We start from the raw sequence: 20,468 nt of genomic DNA on the forward strand, positions 1-20,468 counted from the left end.
CTTTCCTCCCTACATTATGTATCTATTATTTCTTCTACCTCATTAAACTCTTCAAGACTTAGAATATGATCCAAGTCTAATAGGATTAGTAAATCGTCTTCTAGCTTAGCTACACCTTTTATAAACATTTCACTAATACCACCTATATATTTAGGCGTAGACGTGATTTTATTAGGATTAACATTAATCACATCTTTTGCAGAGTCGACTAAAAGACCAATTTGAATGCTATTAAAACTCACTACAATTACCCGAGATTCACTAGACTGATTTACTTCACCAATTTTTAATCGGTCTTTCAAGTCAATAATAGGTGTTATCTCTTCGCGAAGTTCTAAAATCCCTTTTATAAACTGAGATGAACGCGGGATTTCCGTGATATTGTGTATTCGCTCAATAGAACGAACCTGTTGAATATCAACTGCAAACTTTTGATTATTCAACATAAAAACAATTACTTTTGAAAATTCTTTCACGTCTACCCCTCCTTTTAACTAATTAATTCGTTTGGATCTATAATCAGTGATACCTGACCATCACCAAGTATCGTAGCACCAGAAATCGCATATACATTTTGCAAATAATTACCTAATGATTTTAGTACAACTTCTTTTTGGCCAACAAAAGAGTCAACAACTAGACCTGCCATTTTTTCACCTTTCTTCACGATTACTACAGAATGATAAGAATCACTGTTCGTTTTTGTATTAGGGACATTAAATACATCTTGTAAGGATACTAAAGGAACAATATTACCCCTAAAATCTATTACTTCGTGTCCATGAGAGTGCATAATACTATCTCCTGGTAGTAGAACAGTTTCCATGATGGTAGAAAGAGGAATTCCATATGTTTCATTTTGAATATCAACTAAAAGCGTTGATAAAATCGAAAGTGTCAATGGCAATTGGATAATAAATTTGCTCCCTTGGCCTTGTTCTGACTCAATTGAAATTTGTCCGCCAAGTGATTCAATTTTCATTCGAACAACATCTAAACCGACACCACGTCCAGATATATCAGATACATGATCTGCTGTACTAAATCCAGAAGATAAAATAAATTGATGAACATCCTTATCTGTTAGATTAGAAGCACGGTCCGATGTTATTAATTCATTCTCAATCGCTTTCTCCACTATTTTATCGCGATTAATACCAGCTCCATCATCTTCAATTTCAATAAAAACATAATTCCCACTGTGGTAAGCACGTAAATATAACTTCCCCACCTCTTGTTTACCAACTTGCTTGCGCTTCATTGGTTCTTCAACACCGTGGTCAATTGAGTTACGGATAAGATGAACCAATGGATCACCTATTTCATCAATTACTGTCCGATCTAATTCGGTTTCAGCACCACTAATTTCCAAATCTATTTTTTTGTTTAGGTCTTTTGCTAATCCTCGTACCATTCGTGGAAACCGGTTAAATACCTGTTCGACTGGGACCATCCTCATCGTTAATATCAAATTTTGCATATCTGATGAAACTCTAGAAATATCTTCAACCGCTTCAATCAACTCTTGATTTTCAGTTTTATTAGATATATCCTCTAAACGGCCACGATCAATAACCACCTCTTCAAATAAATTCATTAAATAATCTATTCGCTCGATATTTACTCGAATTGTTTTACTAGTTGCTGTCTTTCCTTGACTAGTTTTGGAATCCTTCACTGAAGATTTAGGTTCACTTACCGCTTCCCTATCTTCTTTTGTAACTATCTTTGACTTAGTGATATCCTGATCAATAGGTGTTATGTTAACGTCTTGGATTTCCGATATTTTATGTATCCGATTTTTAACCTCATTTGGTGATTCTTTTGACAAGAAAATCACCGTAAATTCTTGTTCAAAATTTTCCGTTTCCAGTTCTTCCACAGCAGGAGAAGATTTAATAATTTCCCCGATATCCTCTAAAACTTCAAAAACCATGTAAACACGGGCTGATTTCAACATACAATCTTCTATTAAACGAACCGTTATCATATGTACTTCGAATCCTTGCTCAACTGCTTGGGAAACGACTGTTTGTTGATATTGGTCTAGTTCCATTTTTGGGGAATCATTTTGTTTATACGAATCTTTTTCTTGCTCAGACAACTTTCCGTTTTCTATCTGTTCAAGACGAGAAATTATATCGGAAACATCCTTTTTCCCGTCTTCTCCCACACTAATTGCATTTACCATTTCTTCTATATGATCAACTGCTTCAAACGTAATATCTATTACTTTGTTATTCACTTTTAATGACTGATTTCGGATTTTATCAAGTACATTTTCCATTTGATGAGTTAATGAAGTGATATCAGTAAATTCCATAGTTGCCGCCATGCCTTTTAAAGTATGGGCGGAACGAAAAATTTCCTGGACCAGACTAAGATCTTCTGGTTTGTTTTCAAGGTTTAGTAGATTATCATTAATTGCTTGTAAATGCTCATTGCTTTCCTCAAGGAACACTTCTGTATATTGATTGGTAGCCATTTAGACATCCTTTCTTGACACCATTAATCTAATAATAAATAAATGTCCTTTTGTCCAACATTTTCAAATTCCACAGGCACATGTAAGGCTGTTTGATAACCGGATAACGTTGCATCACCTTGCATAATTGTTGGCGAGGTAATATCAATATTAATACCCTTATCAACAATATTGGTAGAAAGACCACCTGCAATCATATTACCTAGTTCTCCGCTAAAGGATGCAAGGATCTCACCATCTAGTGCCATTCCATACATCGTCTCACCAATTGAGCCAAAAACACTTTTATCCCCAGACAAAACAAGTTTCCCCACAACATCTCCAGTAATTCCAATCAGCACCCCAAATTGAACCTTTAACGATGTTTCTAATAATTCTGGTTTAGCTATTTCGTGATTAATAGGAACAACAGATTTTAAAGACTTATATGTACTGTTTAGAAGATCTGTTATCGCTTTTTCCTTTGTTATTGTCTTTGTCATATCATCACTCTCCCTAAAAAATAAAAAAATTGGCTATTCTTTAGAAATAGCCAATAATCTTATCAAAATATTGGTAGCCAGGCGATCATAGTATAAAGAATTGATAAACTTTAACCACAGACCCTAGGCTTTGCGTCCTAACTTTTCAGATAGTTTGCCTTTTTCATATAGGACTTTTTAAGGATTACATGCACTATGTTAAAGGACATAGAGATGAAATTCAACACGTTTCTACAAAATTCGCCAATAAAATATTATCTTCTCATTAACTCTGATCCATACACCTTCGTGATAACCTCTGTTTTATGAAAATAATCAAGACTATGTATATGAAATTCTTTACGCTGTTTCTTTTTCTTCCTCTTGGCCTACTTTCAATAACTCCTTTTGTGACAAATAGGAACCTAATTTATCTTGGATCACTTGTGGGGGATCACCATTTGTAAGTGAGAGTACTCCCTCAATTATAATTTGTTTTATAAGCACTTCGTTTTTCGACTTCTCTCTCAATTTATTTGCAAAAGGATGCCATAGCACATAACCAGAAAAAATCCCAAAAAGTGTTGCAATAAATGCTGCTGATATAGCTTTACCTAACGCATCGATATCATTTAAATCACCTAATGCAGCAATAAGGCCAATTACCGCACCTAGAACCCCTAAAGTTGGTGCATATGTTCCAGCTTGGGTAAAGATAGATGCTCCTTTTTGATGCCTCCCTTCCATTGCATCCACTTTTTCTAGCATGACATCTTGAATAAATTCATTTGATTGACCATCGATAGCCAACTGCAATCCAGATGATAAAAAAGGATCATTTATCTCCCCTACTTCATTTTCTAAAGCTAGCAAACCTTCTCTACGACTTAACTCAGCCCATTGTGTGAACTTATTAATTAATTGTTTTATATCTTTACTTTCTTCTTCTGTGAATATTATCTTAAGCAAAGCTGGTACTTTTTTTAGTGCGCTCAATGGGAAAGCAATGCAGACAGCTGCAAATGTACCTAGAAAAATAATAAGGAGTGCTGCAGGATTAAATAATGCTGTAATACTAACTCCTTTTAATACCATACCTACACCAATTGCGATAATCCCTAAGAATATACCAAATATTGAAGTTTTATCCATTTAATCTCTCCTACCTACAAACTAATCCAATTATTTTTCACAGCCTTAAGTGCTGCATTTGTTCGATCTGGGACATGAAGCTTTCGAAAAATAGAAATCATATGATTGTTCACTGTTTTACATGAGATAAATAAATTTTTAGCTATTGTAGAATTACTATTTCCTTGGCAAATTTGCTCTAACACCTCCCATTCGCGCCCAGATAATACACCGTTTGGTTTTGTAGGTTCAATACTCGTAACATTAATATATTCATTTAAAAGAACTGAAGATAGATGAGGGTGAATATACTGTTCGCCATTGAGCATTGTTTTTATAGCAAATACTAATTCGCTCATTTCCATGCCATTATAAAAGTAACCATGTAATCCCTGTTTAAATAAATTCACTAGCTGATCTTTATGTATATTTGTTGTCCATATTGCAATTTTTATATCATGTTCTAGGCAATGGTTTACAATCCTATCAATATCAACATTTGCATCTATATCCACAATCATTAAATCTGTGTTATCGTTTTCATTAAAGGTGATGTCATTTTTTTTTGTACCTATTCCCCTAATAATGGTATCATCTAACTTATCCACTAGTGCTTTTATAATCCTATCTCTCAGTAAATCACTTTCTTGAATAATTGTTATGTTCGTCATGTATTTGTCTCCTTATTTAGTTTTTATGTGAGAATTTGTACCTATATTCTATTACTTTTTAGATGCAAATCTATTATCGAAAACAAGAATTAAATTAAAAATAGTACCATTAACCTAGTTCTATTGTAATGTACAGTAAAATAGTATGCTTTTTCAATAGGTTTTAACTGATTCAGAAATGGAAATTAATTTAAAAAAGTCGGATATTATGCGGTTTATTGAGTTTATTGAAAGTAATACTTTTATCAAAGTGGTATTAAACCAATAAAAATGCTACCTTAGTGGGTGACATTTCCTTATTTTAAAAACTGCAAGATTGATTGGGAGATTTGGTTGGATTGGGTTAGCATTGCTTGGGGAGCTTGAAGACGTACCTGATTATTAGCAACCTTTGTCATTTCTTTCAAGTATATCCAAGTCTCTTATTTGTGCTTTTGTTGCTGTTAAAGTGGATTTATAATTTTCGACATTGTGGATTAATATGTTTTAATGCATTTTGATACACACCATATTTTGCTCGTTCTGTGTTGGCAGTATTGATGGTTTCATCGACTAACGTAATCGCTATCTCGACTTTATCGCATGGGTCTATAATTAATTCTTCGATCCCTAATACCGCAGTCCTAGCATCCGTTAAGTCAATAGGAAATTGATTTTCTTGATTTGCACCAATTTGTAAGAGAAGATCTTGTGCAGTTTCCACTATTTTTCGGTTGTCGCTGTTGTTTCTTCAATATAGATTAAATAATTAGATTCCAGGTCAAAAGTTGTTGTAGTATGACCACCATTATGTCTTATTTCGATTTCCCATCTTCCACTTATTGGGGTATCGAATTCCTTCACCTTGATACAAGCCATGTTAGTCCAATCGAACCAATTACCACAAGGCGTGTTGCAAATATTTAATTAAATCATAAACCCGAAACCTCTTTTGACAGTGTTTCTATACATACCATACATTTGGTTCTGTAAAGGCTTTAACTACAACAGAAGCATTAGCAATCTTTTTCATTTCCTAAAGCTTCATTTCTATCTCTTCTAAAATACGGTCTTGATTTTTACACCACTCTAGCTGTTGTTCAAGAAACTGTTTATGTTCATGCTGTTCTTTATTCATATGTTCCTCCTGCCAAACTGCTTTACGGAAGCAAACGAACCATTTGGCGCTACTTCTTTTTATACAGGTGTCACAAATTGTTCACGTACAATAGACAAAACAGCTATTTGTCCTTGGATGGGGTCTGACCCTCTAGATCCATAAATTGTTTTAAGTTTCTGACATTTAAAATTCATCTTCATTTTGATATAACTCAACCGATATAAGTAAAGATAAAAAAATTAAGAAAGGAGTGTATACTTCCCGTGATTACAAAACAAGGAACAGGAAAGGAGTATCATCCATTAATACAATCATTTATACAAGTCGGTCCACTACTGCAATCGCTAATAAATGACGATATTACCATTGGTATTTACGATACAGAAAAGTTAATTATTAATTTTCCTGCAGAAACGTTTTCCTTAAATGTGAATCCTGGTGATCCGTTGGTTGATGGAGATATTGTCACAAACGCCATTCGTGAAAATAAAAATCAAGCGGCTGTTGTGCCACCTGAATTATTTGGTGTACATCTTATTGCCAGAGCAGTACCTTTACACGATGAAAATGGCACTATTATCGGGGGAGTTGGTGTTGGGTTAAGCATCGAGAAAGCCAATCAGCTCTCAGAAGTTTCATCTAACCTTTCTTCTGTAGTTGATGATGTTACAAACACAATCCAAGACATGGCTCAATCGATTTCAGATCTATCTACTAACATGACATCTGTTTCAGAAAAAGCAACAGAAGTAACGCAAAGTGTGGATTCCATTGAGCAAATTTCTAATGTTGTAAAAGAAATTGCAGACCAAAGTAATCTACTTGGATTAAACGCCTCAATAGAATCAGCCCGTGCAGGTGAACATGGTAAAGGATTTTCTGTCGTTGCTGATGAAATAAGAAAAATGGCTACTAATTCCAAAAACCAAGTTACCGAGATTCATAACATCACCGAAAAAATCAAAGATGTTATCGAAAAATTAAGTCAATACATTCAAGATGTGAATCAACAATCAGATACGCAATCAGCAGCAATTGAAGAACTAACTGCAACAATGCAAGAAATAAATGGCAATGTTCATACACTAGCAAATCTTGCAAAAGCCAATATCCAAGCAAAAGACTGAACAAGGAGTGACCAAAATGACAAATTTCAAAGCATTACATAGCCAATATATCCAAGGTGAATGGAGAGATGGTTCAAGTAGTCGTACGATGGAAAATAAAAATCCATATAATGGGGAGGTTATTGCTACATATAAAGCAGCCAACCTTCAAGACCTTGATGATGCATATCAATCAGCCAATAATGTGCAAAAACAATGGGCAAAAGCGAATCCTGTTGTACAACGAGAAGTATTTGAAAAAGCAGTAGCTTATATCGAAGAAAACCATGAGACTATTGTCGAAACGATTATCGACGAAATTGGTGGAACAAGATTAAAAGCGGAATTTGAAATTGGTCTTGTGACGAATATGATTAAAGAAGCATCCACCTTCCCATTAAAAATGGACGGAAAGATTCTTCCTTCCCCAATTGATGATAAGGAAAATCGCGTGTACCGTATGCCAGTAGGGGTTGTCGGTATCATTAGTCCATTTAATTTCCCTTTCTTTTTATCGATGAAATCTGTAGCACCAGCTTTGGGAGCGGGAAACGGGGTTGTATTAAAGCCTCATGAACATACACCAATTACGGGTGGAACAATGATTGCCAAGATTTTCGAAAGTGCTGGATTGCCAAAAGGCCTTCTAAATGTTATCACAACAGAAATTGCAGAAATTGGTGATAACTTCGTTGAACATCCTGTACCACGTGCTATTTCATTTACAGGATCTACAAAAGTCGGAAAACACATTGGCGAAGTAGCAGGGAGAAACCTAAAAGAAGCACACTTAGAGTTAGGTGGTAATAGTGCACTTGTCGTACTAGAAGATGCCGATATCGATCTTGCCGTAAGTGCAGCTGTTTTCAGTCGTTTCACACACCAAGGGCAAATTTGTATGTCAGCAAACCGCTTAATTGTACATGAAAAAGTGTACGATGAATTCGTTGAAAAATATGTAGACAAAGTTTCCAAATTAACATGTGGCGATCCAAAAGATCCAAACACTATTATTGGACCATTAATTAATGAGCGTCAAGTTCAAGGGACAATAGATCTTATAGAAAAAGGAATTAAAGAAGGAGCTAACCCTGTCGTAAAAGGGAAAGTAGAAGGAAACATTATCGAACCAGTTGTCTTCACAAATGTAACACCTGACATGGACATTGCACAGGAGGAATTATTTGCCCCAGTTATTTCTATCATGAAGGTGTCTAATGACGAAGAAGTATTAGCTTATGCGAACGATAGCCTATATGGCCTAAGCGGTGCCATTCACACAACAGATGTAGAACGAGGCGCAGAACTTGCGAAACAAATGGATACTGGAATGATTCATATAAACGATGGAACCATTAACGATGAGCCAATGGTAGCATTCGGTGGTGTTAAAAATTCTGGTCTAGGACGATTGAATGGTGAATGGAGTTTAGATGCATTCACTACATTTAAATGGATTTCAATTCAGCATAAAGCTAGACAGTATCCGTATTCTTAAGAATCGAGTCAGTCGAAACAAATGCACACATGCCAGAACACCAATAAAACAGCTGCCCTTAACTCAAAGGACAGCTGTTTTGTTATATTTTAAATTTACTCACTTCTTTTTGAAGTTGTTTTACTAATTCAGCAAATACTTGCGAAGCTCTTTCTATTTCACTCATCATAAACACTTGTTCGTCAGTTGCAACTGAGACACTTTGTACACAGTTGTGTTCGTTGAATAGTTCCGAACCTCATGAGTAAGACGAGTAAATTTGTTTGCCCCGTAACATCTATAATTAATTTTGTCATTTTGCAGATTCGATTGGATTTGTTTTCTAGTGTATATAAACATGCCTTTCTCTTCGCTCAAGGCACAAAACGCCATGAAATAAATTCTTGCACTTTGCGCAATATAGGCTATTCTAGAGTTATAGAGATAATTCGTACACTACAAATCACGTGGAGGTGAGTGGGTTATTCCTATAGAGGGATGACCGCGTATATATATGTGTAGATTACCTTTTCAAGCACAAATAAATGTGCCCAATAGAGCACGAAGACTTATCTTTGTATAAGCAACTTCTCGTTTATAGCTGGGTAATCAGTCCCTGCGCTTTATCTCTATATACTCTAGAGAGGAGTACTATTTCATGGGTTTAAAAATTGTTTACCCTATTTGTTGTGGGATTGATGTCCACAAAACCTTTGTTGTAGCTTGTATTGCTTCAACGAATGAAAAGGGTGTTACTTCCTACAAACGCCATCGCTTTTCAACTATACCAAAGGGTTGAGAGAGCTGTCACAATGGCTTTGTGAAAACAACTGCAAGGATGTCTGTATGGAGTATACTGGGGAATACTGGATTCCCGTGTTCAATATATTAGAAGATTCCTGTAACATCAAACTTGCACAGCCTAAATACGTAAAAGCAATCCGAGGCAAAAAGACGGATAAGAAAGACGCAAAATGGATTGCGGATTTGTTTAAACATGATTTAGTTGCTGGTAGCTTTATACCTCCAACTGATATTAGGCAACTTCGCGATTTAATGCGTTATCGAACGAAACTAACAAACTTTATATCTAGCGAAAAGAATCGGCTTCAAAACAGTTTAACGGTTTCGAATATTCAACTTGCAAGTGTGGTATCCGATACCTTTGGAAAAAGTTCAATGAGTATCATTGAAAAACTATTGGAGGATCCAACTAACACAAATTTTGACATCGAACCACTTGTTTACGGAGCTCTGAGAAATAAAATGGATGAACTAAAACTTGCTATAGACGGTTTTATTAAACCAGAACAGGAAGGGAAAATTGTAGTTATTAAACAACACTACGAAGACTTAAACGACCACCTGCTAAAGCAGGTGGATTTGGACATAAAATGTCTACGACTAAAGTCGTTGTTAAGACTGAAGTCATCTTAAAGACGAAATGCTAAAAGCAAACTAAATATAGACTAAACTCATTCCTCAATCCTAAATGTTGCGTTCTTTTCTTCACTAAACTGATTTGCTATATAATTTCTTATTGTTTCTTCATCCACTGATCCAACTGCGGCACAGAAATAACCTCTTGCCCATAAATGTTGACCCCAATATTTCTTTTTCAGTTCGGGAAACTGATCCTGGAAAGCTTAACTTTCTCCAACACAAATAAACGTCCGTATCGCGCGTTTTTTAAAAATCTATTCAGTTAACCAATTTAAAACTTGAAGGAAAGCTGGAGTGGGGATTTGGGTCTTTCTATGTATTTAAAATGCTGGATACCATGCCCATCCTTTTCCAGTATTGCTTTCATCCCTGCCGAAAAACGGTATAGATACATTTTGATCTGATCTTTGCCTTTAATACCTTTTGCCCGTTCAATGACGGTATGTAAAAATCCATTTTTCTTCTCGGTTTTCAAAGTCATAAATGTGATCATGATGGATACAAGTAGAACATTCTTTTCAGGCTAGTTAAAGATCGAACACGGATATCCTCTAGTTCGAATTCCTGCTTTTGTACACGAAACATCTCTTCTATGCGCCATCTGGTAATATATGCTTTTAAAATCGAAAGCACTTCCGTCTTCTTTCTGATCCGTTTATTCGTCAGTAGAACCATAGGTTCTTTGCCATATCCATAAACAACCACCATCGTAAGTTTCTTATCTTTTAGGGAAGGTATTTCGACTGTAATATGAGAGACTTTTAAATCATATACCGTCCCTTTAATCTCAGAACGGAAATTAATTTCCCCTTTCCTTCTCACAGCTAAATCATGTACGGAATATTTTTTACCCTGATACAATAAATTCCGGTTTTTCTTTAACCGAATGATAAAGTTATCTTCTTGCCCCAGAACCTTTTTCATGACTTCTATATTGTCATATCCCCGATCCATGACAAATGTTGCCTTCTTGTCCTCCAATAGTTGATTCACATAACGGAAGCCTTTATAAGTTTCTTCATTTTCACTGATAAACCCTTGTTCACAGGAAGAGTACAGATGAGAATAAACTGAAATGGGGTGTTTCGTTTTTGGACCGACGGCAATCATGCTCGTTGTCCAATAGCCATTCTCTATCTTCCCCGTTGAGCCGTCTCTTACGCGCCCAAGCGCTTCCATTTTACTGGCGGCAGGTTTAACAATTTCAGAAGTATCAACGAGAATCAGATTATCATTTTCTTTGAGGTAGGGTTTAATCATTTCTTCATAGTTATCCAACAGCTTGTCTTCTTCGTGAAATTCATCCAAGCGATTGGATAACCGTTTAATCGTTTGAATTGCTTTGATTGGCTCCTCGAGTGCACGTGAAATGTTAGACAGTAGAACAGATTTACTCTTTGCGAGTCCAAAAAATATATCCATCATAAAATTTTTATTTGGTTTTTGCATCCCTTTACCTAATTTTGAGGCAATTTAAAAATGGAACGTTTTGTGGTTTAAATAGCTTGGTTAAGTGTGTTATAATCTGACATAGAAAAGTCTCCTTGTTAGTGGTTAAATTTTGTTTTGGTCGATAAAATTTCATCAGACGCTAATGGGGGCTTTTCTTTTTATTTTACCATTAATATCCGTCCATTTTGGGTATAAAAGGTTAAAATAGGCATCAAAAAGTACTTTAAAACTAGCACTTTTTGATGCCTATTTATATTTACAAGTCAAGCTTTATTTTCGGGTAAACTTAAATAGATTCCATTTCAAAAAATATATTATTGTAGAAGTTGTAATACTCCTTGGGGCTGCTGATTTGCTTGGGCTAACATACTTTGTGCCGCTTGAGAAAGGATGTTATTCTTAGTGAATTCCATCATTTCAGATGCCATATCCACGTCTCTAATACGTGATTCCGCAGCAGTTAGGTTCTCAGCTGAAGTTCCCAGGTTGTTGATAGTATGCTCTAGGCGATTTTGGAATGCACCCAATTTACCCCTCTCAGTTGAAACAGTATCAATTGCAGTTTGAATCTCCGTTATTGCAGTATCAGCGTTTTCTTGAGAATCTAAACTCAGTGTTTCAGCATCGACTGATAAATCAGATGCTGAAAATCCTGTTGTATCCAAAGCAACAGTAATTGCTTGATCCGCATCCGCCCCAACATGAATTTCAAAAGATGCTGAACCATTTAATAAGTCTTTTCCATTAAATTTTGTATCCTCAGAGATACGGGTTATCTCATCTGCTAGATCAGAAAACTCTTGGTTTAGTGCTGCACGATCAACTGAATCATCATTTGTATCATTAGCACTTTGTACAGCTAATTCACGCATACGTTGTAAAATAGAATGTGTTTCATTTAGTGCTCCTTCAGCAGTTTGGATTAACGAAATACCGTCTTGAGCATTTCTTGATGCTTGTTCAAGACCACGAATTTGTCCACGCATTTTTTCAGAGATTGCTAGTCCTGCTGCATCATCTCCAGCTTTGTTAATACGAAGACCTGAAGAAAGCTTCTCCAATGAATTTTGTGTTGCACCTTGGTTTGCTCCTAATTGGCGGTGTGCGTTAAGAGCAGCTATGTTGTGATTAATTTGCATAATTCCTTACCTCCATGTATTTGTTTTTTTTGCGGGTCACATCCTTATGTCCCGCATATCTATAACAACTCTCTAGTTAAGAGTTATTACCGTGTTTCTACCTAACGTTAGGTTAATTTATCATCAGTTCGATGACTTACATCTTATATCGGAAGGTTTATCAAATGTTAAAGTGCATTTATAAAATTTTTTATAGGAAAATAGTTTTACTAATCTATGGTGCAAAGCAAGGGTGAAGATATTCTATTATATTTTGTTAATACAAAACCAATTATACATTCAATAGATCTACTTAATATAATCTATCGCAAACCGATATTACAAATAGGGAACTTCAAACATACTAAATAATTTAGGAGTGTCGTATATGCAATCTTCGTCAGACAAACAACTACAGCAAGTTCGTAATATAGTGCAAACCTTAATAGAAGCTACGGAGCATTTTCATAAACTTATTAAAGAAAAAGAATTGAATCAAAGTATTTTTATTTTTAGTTCAATCGTTGAAGGATTTGGAGCGGTTAACAACATTTCTTACACTGGTTCAAACCATGACGAATGGAACACTAACAAAAATAAAGTGGAAAAGTATTTACTAGATATTGCGAAGTTACTTGAGAAAGGGAATTTCATAAAAATAAGTGAAATATTACAGTTTTCTTTATTACCGTTACTAAAGAAAATGGAACAAGGAATTGCTGATGAAATAGGAGACCAACACAAAGAGAAAATATATACGATAGGTGTATTCCATTCATTTCGAAATCCGCGTGAATTTTACATGGAATCACGTGTTAATGCGTTAGTCCAGGAAGGTGAAAAACAAAATACTCGGGTTCATTTCTTTACTTCTGAGGATGTTGATTTTGACAATAAAACTGTTACAGCAGATGAGTATAAAAACGGAGAGTGGAGACGTGTAACAACTTCTTTTCCTGATGTTATTAATAATGCAGGTGCAGGTAAACGGTCCCATGTTGAAAGAAAGTTGCGGAGAATAATTCCTTTTACTAGTTTTTTTGTTGGAAATAAGTATACCTTACCGAAGAAAATGGTTAAGCATCGCAAGTTTGCTGAATTACTTGTTCCTTTTATACGTTGCCGTAATGAAGAGGATATTCATACTTTTATAGATAAAAATATGAAAGTTGTATTTAAAGGTATTCGCAGTAACCGTGCAGAAAATATTTACTTTGTGACAAAAAAGGGTAATCACTACATATTATTAGAACATAAGAAAGAGCGTATTCTAAACCATGAAACATTCCAAAAATGGTTAAAATCTATTGTGTTAAGTGATAAAGGGAGTTTTATTGTGCAGCGTTATATTAATGCACGAACAAAAGATGATGAACCTTTTCATATTCGTTCGCAAGTACAGAAGAATGGAGAGGGTAAATGGGTTGTTACACATATTTATGTTACAGTTGGAAATAAAAAAGGAAATATTAGTAATTTAAATGCTGGAGGAAGAAGAGAGGAAATTCATACCTTTCTGCAACAAGAATATGGGGAGGAAAAAGGCAATGAATACGAACATTTTTTTAAAGAACTCGCTATAGATGTTGCTATGCACCTTGATAAATTATATGGATTCACTCTTGATGAACTCGGACTTGATCTTACTATTGATGATGCAAATCGCGTATGGATGCATGAAGCAAATAATGGCCCAGTTACTCGCTTTTTTGATGATAAAAGAGCAGTACATACCATCGCCTATGCAAAATACATAGCCAAAAATGGTATTGTACACGTCGATAATAACAGGAAAGCAGAAAATGGCTTGTTTCAAGCACAAATATCTAACCTTGAACTTGCAGAATTAGATAATCAACCTACTATTGGAATGTTAACAGGGAAAATAGTAAATGATCCATTAGCAGTTGCTTGCGCAAAAGCTGCTAAAAAGCAAAATATTCAACTCATTTCCTTTACACCTAAAGATTTGGACTATGATGAAATGCTGATTAAAGGGTATTTTTACGAGCATGATGAATGGGTGCCAAAAATAGTCGAATATCCTGATATTATTTTTGATCGTCTAAAACTGCGTGGTGATAAAAATGCACATTGGATCTATGAAGAACTGGAGGACATTCCATTCACCAATGAGTGGGAAACCAAAAGATACAACAGATCTGAAATATATAATAGAATTCACGATATAGAAGCTATTTCAACTATTCAAGTCCCATTTCGAAAGGTTACGAAAGCAAGGGACATTTTCCGTTCCATCGAGGACTACGGGAAAGTTCTGCTGAAACCAGAAAACTTAAATCAAGGAGGATATGGTATCGAAATACGTTCCAACCGAAAATATGCTTTAACAAGCGGTAATACAGTTAAAGAATATAATGAGTTGCCATTACAAAACAAAATAAAGAACATGATAAACGAAACAAACTATATCATTCAGAAAGATCCAAGAAGTTCAGATAAACATGATCAAACATTCAGCATCTATGCACATCTGATGCTATGGAAAGAAGAATGGCGTTTTGTAAGCCTTTATACACAGAAAACAGGTAATACCGCAGCAAAAGAAGATTTTGTGGAATTCCTTCATGATAATTATAGTAAAGAAAATGCGATCCTTTTTAAAAACAGAACAGAAGAAGTATCCAAAATAATTGCTAGTGAACTTCGAAAAATATATGGTGACGTCATTTCCGAGGTAGCTGTTGAGTTAGCAATAAATGAAAAGCAGCAATTAGAAGTAATAGACATCGATCCAAACGGCCCTGCAAGAATCTATGATGCCACTAAACATGCAGAAGCGATCATGGAGTATGCGGAAGATGTAGTTTCTTTAAATAAGAATAAAGAATTACAAATATAAATCGAATAAATTATATAGGAAATCACGTTAAAACTGCCAAGAAGTCACTTGGCAGTTTTTTCAATCAATAAATTCATAATATATGTTTTGACAAGCCCAATCCTACAAGCTTTTCTGCCACTTCATTTCTTGCTAGAGTGTGGATATATAGGCGCTAGTATCCTTTAAGATCAACTTTACGGATGCCTTGTTTCACATCTTCTATGTCCAATTCGATATTATCATGATCAATGTTATTAACTTTATTTCCCATGACACATCAACTCTTTTCTTTATGTTCCCTACAATCGTATTAACACTTTTTACTGCATCAGATCCTCCCGTAATGGAAGCGAATAAATGTGTTTAGTCTTTTTTTGAAAAAAATTGTAGAAAAATGATATTAACTTTTCGTACTATTACCACTATGAAAACGAAAATAAAAACATTGACGAATAATGTCACTCATATCAGGTTGAGTTTGTTCGCGAAACTGCCATAATATAAATTTAATGAGACATAAGTAACAGTTTAAATTAAAGATAATAAGGGAAATTAAGTATTAATTCCTATTAATGTTTACTTATTAAATAGAAGTTTACCCTTTTATGACGAAGGAGGTCGTTTTATGTGGAAGCATTATTCTTAGCGAAAGAAGTTGCTTTTTTAAACGGACTTGGTACTAGATTAAAAGAAATTCGACATCAGAAAGCACTCACACAAGAAGAACTGGCACATATTGCTGGGTTTACAAGATCCTACTACACAGAAGTCGAGAACGGAAAGCGAAACATTTCGATCTTAAATTTATACAAGCTTGCCCATGCGTTAGAGGTATCATTAGTTGAAATCGTTGATATTGATCTAGAACTAAATTGCACCAACTATGATCTAAAGAAAGGATAGGATAAGCAATGACCACCAAACATGTGAATGACATCTTACCAAATGAAGTATTAGCAGAAGATCTCGTTACGAACAATACATTGGTGCTGAAAAAAGGAACAGAACTAACAAGACGGATGATTGAACTAATTAAAAAACGCAACATAAAAACTGTAACTATCCAAGAACCAGAAGAAGAGCTTCAAGCAATAGAAGAACTAGAAATGCCGTTTCCTGACCAAAACAAAACCATTTATGTTCAGGATGAGGCAAAAGTAGAAGAAATCTTTTTGCATACATTGGCATATGTCGGATACGAATATCGATATGGGATGCTGTTAAATAAAGAAGAAGATATCCTATTTTTGAAAGAAATGTTTCTAAATATCCATCAAAACTATCCATTCATCGACACACTATACGCACTTCATAGGTGGGATCGCTATGCATTTGTCCATTCCTTTGATGTATTTGTGCTGGGAACATTAATGGCTAAGAAGCATAACTTAAGATCCCTTGAAACGATTGCATTGGGTTATTTATTTCATGACATCGGCAAAATGAATATCCCACAAGAAATTCTGCATAAAGAACGGAAATTAACGAATGCTGAATTTGAACTGATTAAAACCCATACCACTCAAGGGGAATCTATTTTACGTTCGCTTGGACAAGATCAGATCGCACACTTTGCTAGATCACACCATGAACGGATGGACGGATCAGGCTATCCAGATTCACTGACAGAGGAAAGCCTTTCCAAAGAATTGCGCATTTTACAAATGGTTGACGTTTACTCTGCACTCACCTTAAAACGAGCCTACAAGGATGAACTACCAGCACAAGAGGCATTACAAATCCTTTTCCGAGACTATAAAATGTTTGATATGAATCTATTATACGACTTTGTGGACACCTTAAACATTTATCCCTCTGATGCAACCGTCGTTTTGTCTGACGATACACCAGCAACCATCGAGGATATGCCAAATGGAGTACCAACTCTTCCCTATGTTAGACGAATTCCCGACCATACGACTGAAACATTGCCCTTAGACTTTTCTGTAACCATTTCTAGGATGATTAATTCTGAAGTAAAGTCAATGGAACAACTGTATAACGAATTCGTAGACGCGGTATTAAATGGACAAAGTAAAGAGGCTCAAAACACATTTGCAAAACTGATTGATGGGAGACAATTAGAAGATGTGTATACCCAGATTATTCTGCCTGTATATTATAAGGCGACAAATCGCTTACGCTCTAATGAGGAGTTTGAAGTGAGTCACAAGATATTAATGGACTTATTGAATGAGTTTGAACATGACAATATTAAATTAAACGAATACCATACACGTGTCCTTTTTATCATGGAAGAAAGTGTTGAAAATACGGTACCAGTTAAAAGTTTGCTAAATTTGCTGCATTTGGAACATGTCTTTCCAATGGTCATTCATCAAGCATTTTCTGCAACACAATTAGAGGCATATGTTAAGAAAAATGAGATCTCCCACGTATGTATGATTCATCGAGAGGAAAGTGACAAGCGGCGAATGCAAGAATTTCCGCCATTTAAAGCAGATATGTATCATACATCCTGTTATGACATCTCATTCCTATTAAAAGATCTCTTCCATACCGAACATCAATCATTGCATATGTTTGATCGCTTACGGACATTGGAAGTGAAACATACACTTGCAGCACATGGCTAATGACTACTTCTCATCTGGTCTGTTCCCCGACTGGATGAGTTTTTTGGTTGGGAAGGGTAGATGGATGCAAAATAAAAGCACGCAACGTCGTGTGCATGCTTTGGAGGGTCCTTTTGAAGAATGATCTAGTAGAAGATTGTGTAGGACAGGTTTATTTAATGTTGTTTATTGAAGTTTACAAGCTTTTCTGCTGTTTCATGTCTTACTGGAGTATCGAGATATCAGCTCGAGCATCAACAAGATCGTCAGAGAAGACAGATACTTTATGGTCAACTTTACGGATCGCTTGTTTCATATCCTTCATGTCTAATTCGATAGTATCTAATCTTGATTCTACGTTACCTAATCTAGACTCTACGTTATCTAATCTAGATTCCACATTATCTAGTCTATTTTCAATGGAATCGACTCTTTTTTCTACATTCCCTACAATCGTTTTAACACCTTTAACTTCATCAGATAATTCCTTGATGGCTACGAATAGATCCTCCATGGTTATGTTACTCACTTTTAGTTTCCCTCCTTTCTCTTATTATTTTCTTAGTTTAGCATGGGGTTGATTAGGTCACAAGCGAACATAATGTGAAATGTGACATTTATCGACATTGGGGAATTGTTTTAGTTGCACGAGTTTCTAGTGTTCTTGCATGAGTTTATTGCTTTCTTGCATAAGAATGGCGTTGTGTCGCATGACTTTTCTTGCTTGGTGCACGACTTTGTCCAGTTTGTGCATGACTTTTCCCCTATCATGCATGAGATTGGCGCTATGTCGCACGACTTCCTCCCTCTTACGCACGAGTTCGACACAATCTCGCACGAATTTTGCTCTACCACGCACGACCTTCTCATCCATCCATACAAAAAAAGCTCGCTGACATTGTCAACGAGCCCCTCTTCCTAATTTTATTTTGCCCACTCACTTGTATACGTTTCTGGTTCTGGTTCGCGATATTCAACCGCATTACTTTCTTCATAGTAACCTGCCCAGCCGACAGAATCAATGATCCATTCTCCAGAATCCTCATCATAGAGAAGACCATAGCCTACATCCTCACTTGTTTCATCCAAATCTACGTCTGAATCAAGATCATAATATGTTGCTGATTCATACATTACCGTTGCATTCGCTTCAATATGCCAGCCATCTCCATAATAGGAAATCGAATAAGAATCTGGATAGAAGTCTGTACCGGTAAAGCGTCCTTGGTAATAATAATCGTATTCTTGTTCATATTCTGCGTTGTCTACACGTTCTTCCACAATGTCTTCAGTTGCCGTTGTCATTTGACTTGCATCTGCTGTTGTACGAACTGCTAAATTCTCTTTCGTAAATTGAACGATGGTATCTTGAACTTGCTGAACAACTTCTTCACTAGGTGTAAAGATAACATCCATATAGTAGGACTCAATTGGTCTCTCTTCCGTTTTTGCCGTACCCCATGGGAATTCAGCCTCAAAGGAAGCTGTCATCGAACCATCTGTTAATAGTGGACCTACAATACTTTGTTCTTTCAGGTTGATCCCAGTGTCTTCCCCATTCAAATAAAGGGTAACGTGATCTAAATTCTCAAATGGCACATAAAACTCTACATCATCACCCTCAATATAAAGATCTACTTCGCTCGTATATCCTGGATCGAAGTTTGTGCGTTCTGTTTCTGTAGAGAGTTCCACATAATCTGATTCATATGTAGCTGTAAAGGTGTAGGTTCCAGGTACGTATGGACCTATTTCTTTGGAATAGTCTTCTTTATCTGCTGTTGCAACCTCTTCCCCATTAATAGAGATGGTCGTATCTTCATAATTAGTATAAATTCTAAAATAAACTGGTTCAATCACAATATCGTAATTATCAAAAATACCGAATGTCTTGCCATCCCTTACTAAATTAACAGGTGTACCAGATACAGCACCACCTTCTAATTGTGGTTCTATAGCATCAGGATTATTTTCATATAAACGGGATTGATCTTTCAAGTGCTGAATCATTTGTTCAAAATCACTTGGAGATTCTGCATAATATTCGATAAATCCTGTTACACTATTTTCATCAATCTCCAAATTTTTCGTATTGGTTTCTAGTAATTTCGCTACTTGGTCTGCATCATTTTCAATCATAGCTGTTTCAAACTTCTCCACAATTTTTTCATGTGATGTCATCGAAGAACCAACTTGATAGGCAATAATTAATAAAACTATAATTCCACCTGCAATTGCCATATATAATTTTTGTTGCTTGGTTAACTTCGAAACGGCAGAACCTCCACCACTAGAGGATGTGCTACCACCACTTGATCCTGTGAGCCCTCCACCTTGATCTTGTTGCTGATCATCATTTACTGGCTTATCTTCCCCTGCATTCGACAGGCCACTTTCTTCCTGACCAGAAAGACCTGTGTCATTAGTTGTTTCTTGTACTGGAGTGTCGTCACTAGCTACTTCGTTTCCGCAATATTTACAGAACTTGGCACCCTCGACAAGCTCCTTTCCACAATGTTTACAAAACTTCAATATACTTCCCCCTTGTTTTTTCTATCTATTTTTTGACAATTACGTAAAGATAGAGATATTATACTATAAAAT

18 protein-coding genes, 1 pseudogene and 1 riboswitch are annotated in these 20,468 nt (G+C 35.7%); of the genes and pseudogenes, 7 read left to right on the forward strand and 12 right to left on the reverse strand.

Annotation, left to right across the window (positions count from 1 at the left end):
• Positions 1-14: 14 nt before the first annotated feature.
• From GHC26_RS07350 to GHC26_RS07385, 7 genes are all read right to left on the reverse strand, one after another.
• Positions 15-476: a chemotaxis protein CheW gene (locus GHC26_RS07350; protein ID WP_163970615.1), complete on the reverse strand. Its 462-nt coding sequence runs from the start codon at positions 474-476 to the stop codon at positions 15-17.
• 14 nt (positions 477-490) lie between these two features.
• Positions 491-2,485 carry a chemotaxis protein CheA gene (locus GHC26_RS07355; RefSeq protein ID WP_163970616.1) on the reverse strand — a complete coding sequence of 665 codons (1,995 nt, stop codon included), beginning with the start codon at positions 2,483-2,485 and terminating at the stop codon, positions 491-493.
• Positions 2,486-2,508: 23 nt separating this feature from the next.
• Positions 2,509-2,967 (reverse strand): chemotaxis protein CheX, encoded by a 459-nt coding sequence (locus tag GHC26_RS07360; RefSeq protein ID WP_163970617.1) that lies wholly within the window; start codon positions 2,965-2,967, stop codon positions 2,509-2,511.
• A 69-nt stretch (positions 2,968-3,036) separates the two neighbouring features.
• A riboswitch (cyclic di-GMP riboswitch) is annotated at positions 3,037-3,136 on the reverse strand.
• A 170-nt stretch (positions 3,137-3,306) separates the two neighbouring features.
• On the reverse strand, positions 3,307-4,098 hold the full coding sequence (gene motA / locus GHC26_RS07365; RefSeq protein WP_163970618.1) for a flagellar motor stator protein MotA: 792 nt from the start codon (positions 4,096-4,098) through the stop codon (positions 3,307-3,309).
• Between the two features lie 14 nt (positions 4,099-4,112).
• Positions 4,113-4,748, reverse strand: a complete 636-nt coding sequence (locus GHC26_RS07370; protein WP_163970619.1) for a response regulator transcription factor — start codon at positions 4,746-4,748, stop codon at positions 4,113-4,115.
• A 454-nt stretch (positions 4,749-5,202) separates the two neighbouring features.
• Entirely contained in the window at positions 5,203-5,451 is a 249-nt protein-coding gene (locus GHC26_RS07380) for a hypothetical protein (RefSeq protein ID WP_163970621.1), read from the reverse strand.
• Positions 5,451-5,606, reverse strand: a complete 156-nt coding sequence (locus GHC26_RS07385; protein ID WP_163970622.1) for a hypothetical protein — start codon at positions 5,604-5,606, stop codon at positions 5,451-5,453. The genes GHC26_RS07380 and GHC26_RS07385 overlap by 1 nt, the downstream gene beginning before the upstream one ends.
• A 507-nt stretch (positions 5,607-6,113) precedes the next feature.
• On the opposite strand from GHC26_RS07385, the gene GHC26_RS07390 reads away from it, so the two are divergent.
• The 4 genes from GHC26_RS07390 to GHC26_RS07400 all read left to right on the forward strand — a co-directional run bounded on the left by GHC26_RS07390 (position 6,114) and on the right by GHC26_RS07400 (position 9,867).
• On the forward strand, positions 6,114-6,974 hold the full coding sequence (locus tag GHC26_RS07390; RefSeq protein ID WP_163970684.1) for a methyl-accepting chemotaxis protein: 861 nt from the start codon (positions 6,114-6,116) through the stop codon (positions 6,972-6,974).
• A gap of 16 nt (positions 6,975-6,990) precedes the next feature.
• Positions 6,991-8,451 carry an aldehyde dehydrogenase family protein gene (locus GHC26_RS07395; protein ID WP_163970623.1) on the forward strand — a complete coding sequence of 487 codons (1,461 nt, stop codon included), beginning with the start codon at positions 6,991-6,993 and terminating at the stop codon, positions 8,449-8,451.
• Positions 8,452-9,088: 637 nt separating this feature from the next.
• Entirely contained in the window at positions 9,089-9,229 is a 141-nt protein-coding gene (locus tag GHC26_RS15920; protein WP_226376890.1) for a hypothetical protein, read from the forward strand.
• On the forward strand, positions 9,226-9,867 hold the full coding sequence (locus tag GHC26_RS07400; RefSeq protein WP_226376891.1) for an IS110 family transposase: 642 nt from the start codon (positions 9,226-9,228) through the stop codon (positions 9,865-9,867). Before GHC26_RS15920 ends, GHC26_RS07400 begins: the two co-directional genes overlap by 4 nt.
• 38 nt (positions 9,868-9,905) lie before the next feature.
• Here GHC26_RS07400 and GHC26_RS07405 read toward each other — a convergent pair.
• The 3 genes and pseudogenes from GHC26_RS07405 to hag form a co-directional block, all read right to left on the reverse strand.
• Positions 9,906-10,061: pseudogene (locus GHC26_RS07405) on the reverse strand (transposase); the annotation flags it as partial.
• A gap of 301 nt (positions 10,062-10,362) precedes the next feature.
• A complete protein-coding gene (locus GHC26_RS07410; protein WP_163970624.1) occupies positions 10,363-11,322 on the reverse strand; it encodes a transposase in 960 nt (319 codons plus the stop codon).
• A 317-nt stretch (positions 11,323-11,639) separates the two neighbouring features.
• Positions 11,640-12,464: a flagellin Hag gene (gene hag, locus GHC26_RS07415; RefSeq protein ID WP_163970625.1), complete on the reverse strand. Its 825-nt coding sequence runs from the start codon at positions 12,462-12,464 to the stop codon at positions 11,640-11,642.
• 367 nt (positions 12,465-12,831) lie between these two features.
• On the opposite strand from hag, the gene GHC26_RS07420 reads away from it, so the two are divergent.
• The 3 genes from GHC26_RS07420 (at position 12,832) to GHC26_RS07430 (ending at position 17,885) form a co-directional block, all read left to right on the forward strand.
• Positions 12,832-15,306 carry a YheC/YheD family protein gene (locus GHC26_RS07420; protein ID WP_163970626.1) on the forward strand — a complete coding sequence of 825 codons (2,475 nt, stop codon included), beginning with the start codon at positions 12,832-12,834 and terminating at the stop codon, positions 15,304-15,306.
• 609 nt (positions 15,307-15,915) lie between these two features.
• Complete coding sequence (locus GHC26_RS07425; protein ID WP_163970627.1) at positions 15,916-16,191, forward strand: helix-turn-helix domain-containing protein; 276 nt, start codon at positions 15,916-15,918, stop codon at positions 16,189-16,191.
• Positions 16,192-16,199: 8 nt separating this feature from the next.
• Positions 16,200-17,885: an HD-GYP domain-containing protein gene (locus GHC26_RS07430; protein WP_163970628.1), complete on the forward strand. Its 1,686-nt coding sequence runs from the start codon at positions 16,200-16,202 to the stop codon at positions 17,883-17,885.
• 202 nt (positions 17,886-18,087) lie between these two features.
• On the opposite strand, the gene GHC26_RS07435 is transcribed toward GHC26_RS07430, so the two are convergent.
• Together GHC26_RS07435 and GHC26_RS07440 are read right to left on the reverse strand one after the other, a co-directional pair.
• The gene (locus GHC26_RS07435) at positions 18,088-18,393 is read right to left on the reverse strand and encodes a hypothetical protein (RefSeq protein ID WP_163970629.1); all 306 of its coding nucleotides are present in this window, start codon (positions 18,391-18,393) and stop codon (positions 18,088-18,090) included.
• 395 nt (positions 18,394-18,788) lie between these two features.
• On the reverse strand, positions 18,789-20,396 hold the full coding sequence (locus GHC26_RS07440; protein ID WP_163970630.1) for a zinc ribbon domain-containing protein: 1,608 nt from the start codon (positions 20,394-20,396) through the stop codon (positions 18,789-18,791).
• Positions 20,397-20,468 lie beyond the last annotated feature (72 nt).

Source organism: Oceanobacillus halotolerans, assembly GCF_010993955.1.
Lineage (GTDB): Bacteria > Bacillota > Bacilli > Bacillales > Amphibacillaceae > Oceanibacillus_A > Oceanibacillus_A halotolerans.

Bases quoted from the DNA above. Each gene is read 5' to 3' on its own strand.
- GHC26_RS07360 (WP_163970617.1), bottom strand. From the start codon at position 2,967: ATGACAAAGACAATAACAAAGGAAAAAGCGATAACAGATCTTCTAAAC.
- GHC26_RS07410 (WP_163970624.1), bottom strand. From the start codon at position 11,322: ATGCAAAAACCAAATAAAAATTTTATGATGGATATATTTTTTGGACTC.
- GHC26_RS07370 (WP_163970619.1), bottom strand. From the start codon at position 4,748: ATGACGAACATAACAATTATTCAAGAAAGTGATTTACTGAGAGATAGG.
- hag (WP_163970625.1), bottom strand. From the start codon at position 12,464: ATGCAAATTAATCACAACATAGCTGCTCTTAACGCACACCGCCAATTA.
- GHC26_RS07355 (WP_163970616.1), bottom strand. From the start codon at position 2,485: ATGGCTACCAATCAATATACAGAAGTGTTCCTTGAGGAAAGCAATGAG.
- GHC26_RS07395 (WP_163970623.1), top strand. From the start codon at position 6,991: ATGACAAATTTCAAAGCATTACATAGCCAATATATCCAAGGTGAATGG.
- GHC26_RS07420 (WP_163970626.1), top strand. From the start codon at position 12,832: ATGCAATCTTCGTCAGACAAACAACTACAGCAAGTTCGTAATATAGTG.
- GHC26_RS15920 (WP_226376890.1), top strand. From the start codon at position 9,089: ATGGGTTTAAAAATTGTTTACCCTATTTGTTGTGGGATTGATGTCCAC.
- GHC26_RS07385 (WP_163970622.1), bottom strand. From the start codon at position 5,606: ATGGCTTGTATCAAGGTGAAGGAATTCGATACCCCAATAAGTGGAAGA.
- motA (WP_163970618.1), bottom strand. From the start codon at position 4,098: ATGGATAAAACTTCAATATTTGGTATATTCTTAGGGATTATCGCAATT.
- GHC26_RS07430 (WP_163970628.1), top strand. From the start codon at position 16,200: ATGACCACCAAACATGTGAATGACATCTTACCAAATGAAGTATTAGCA.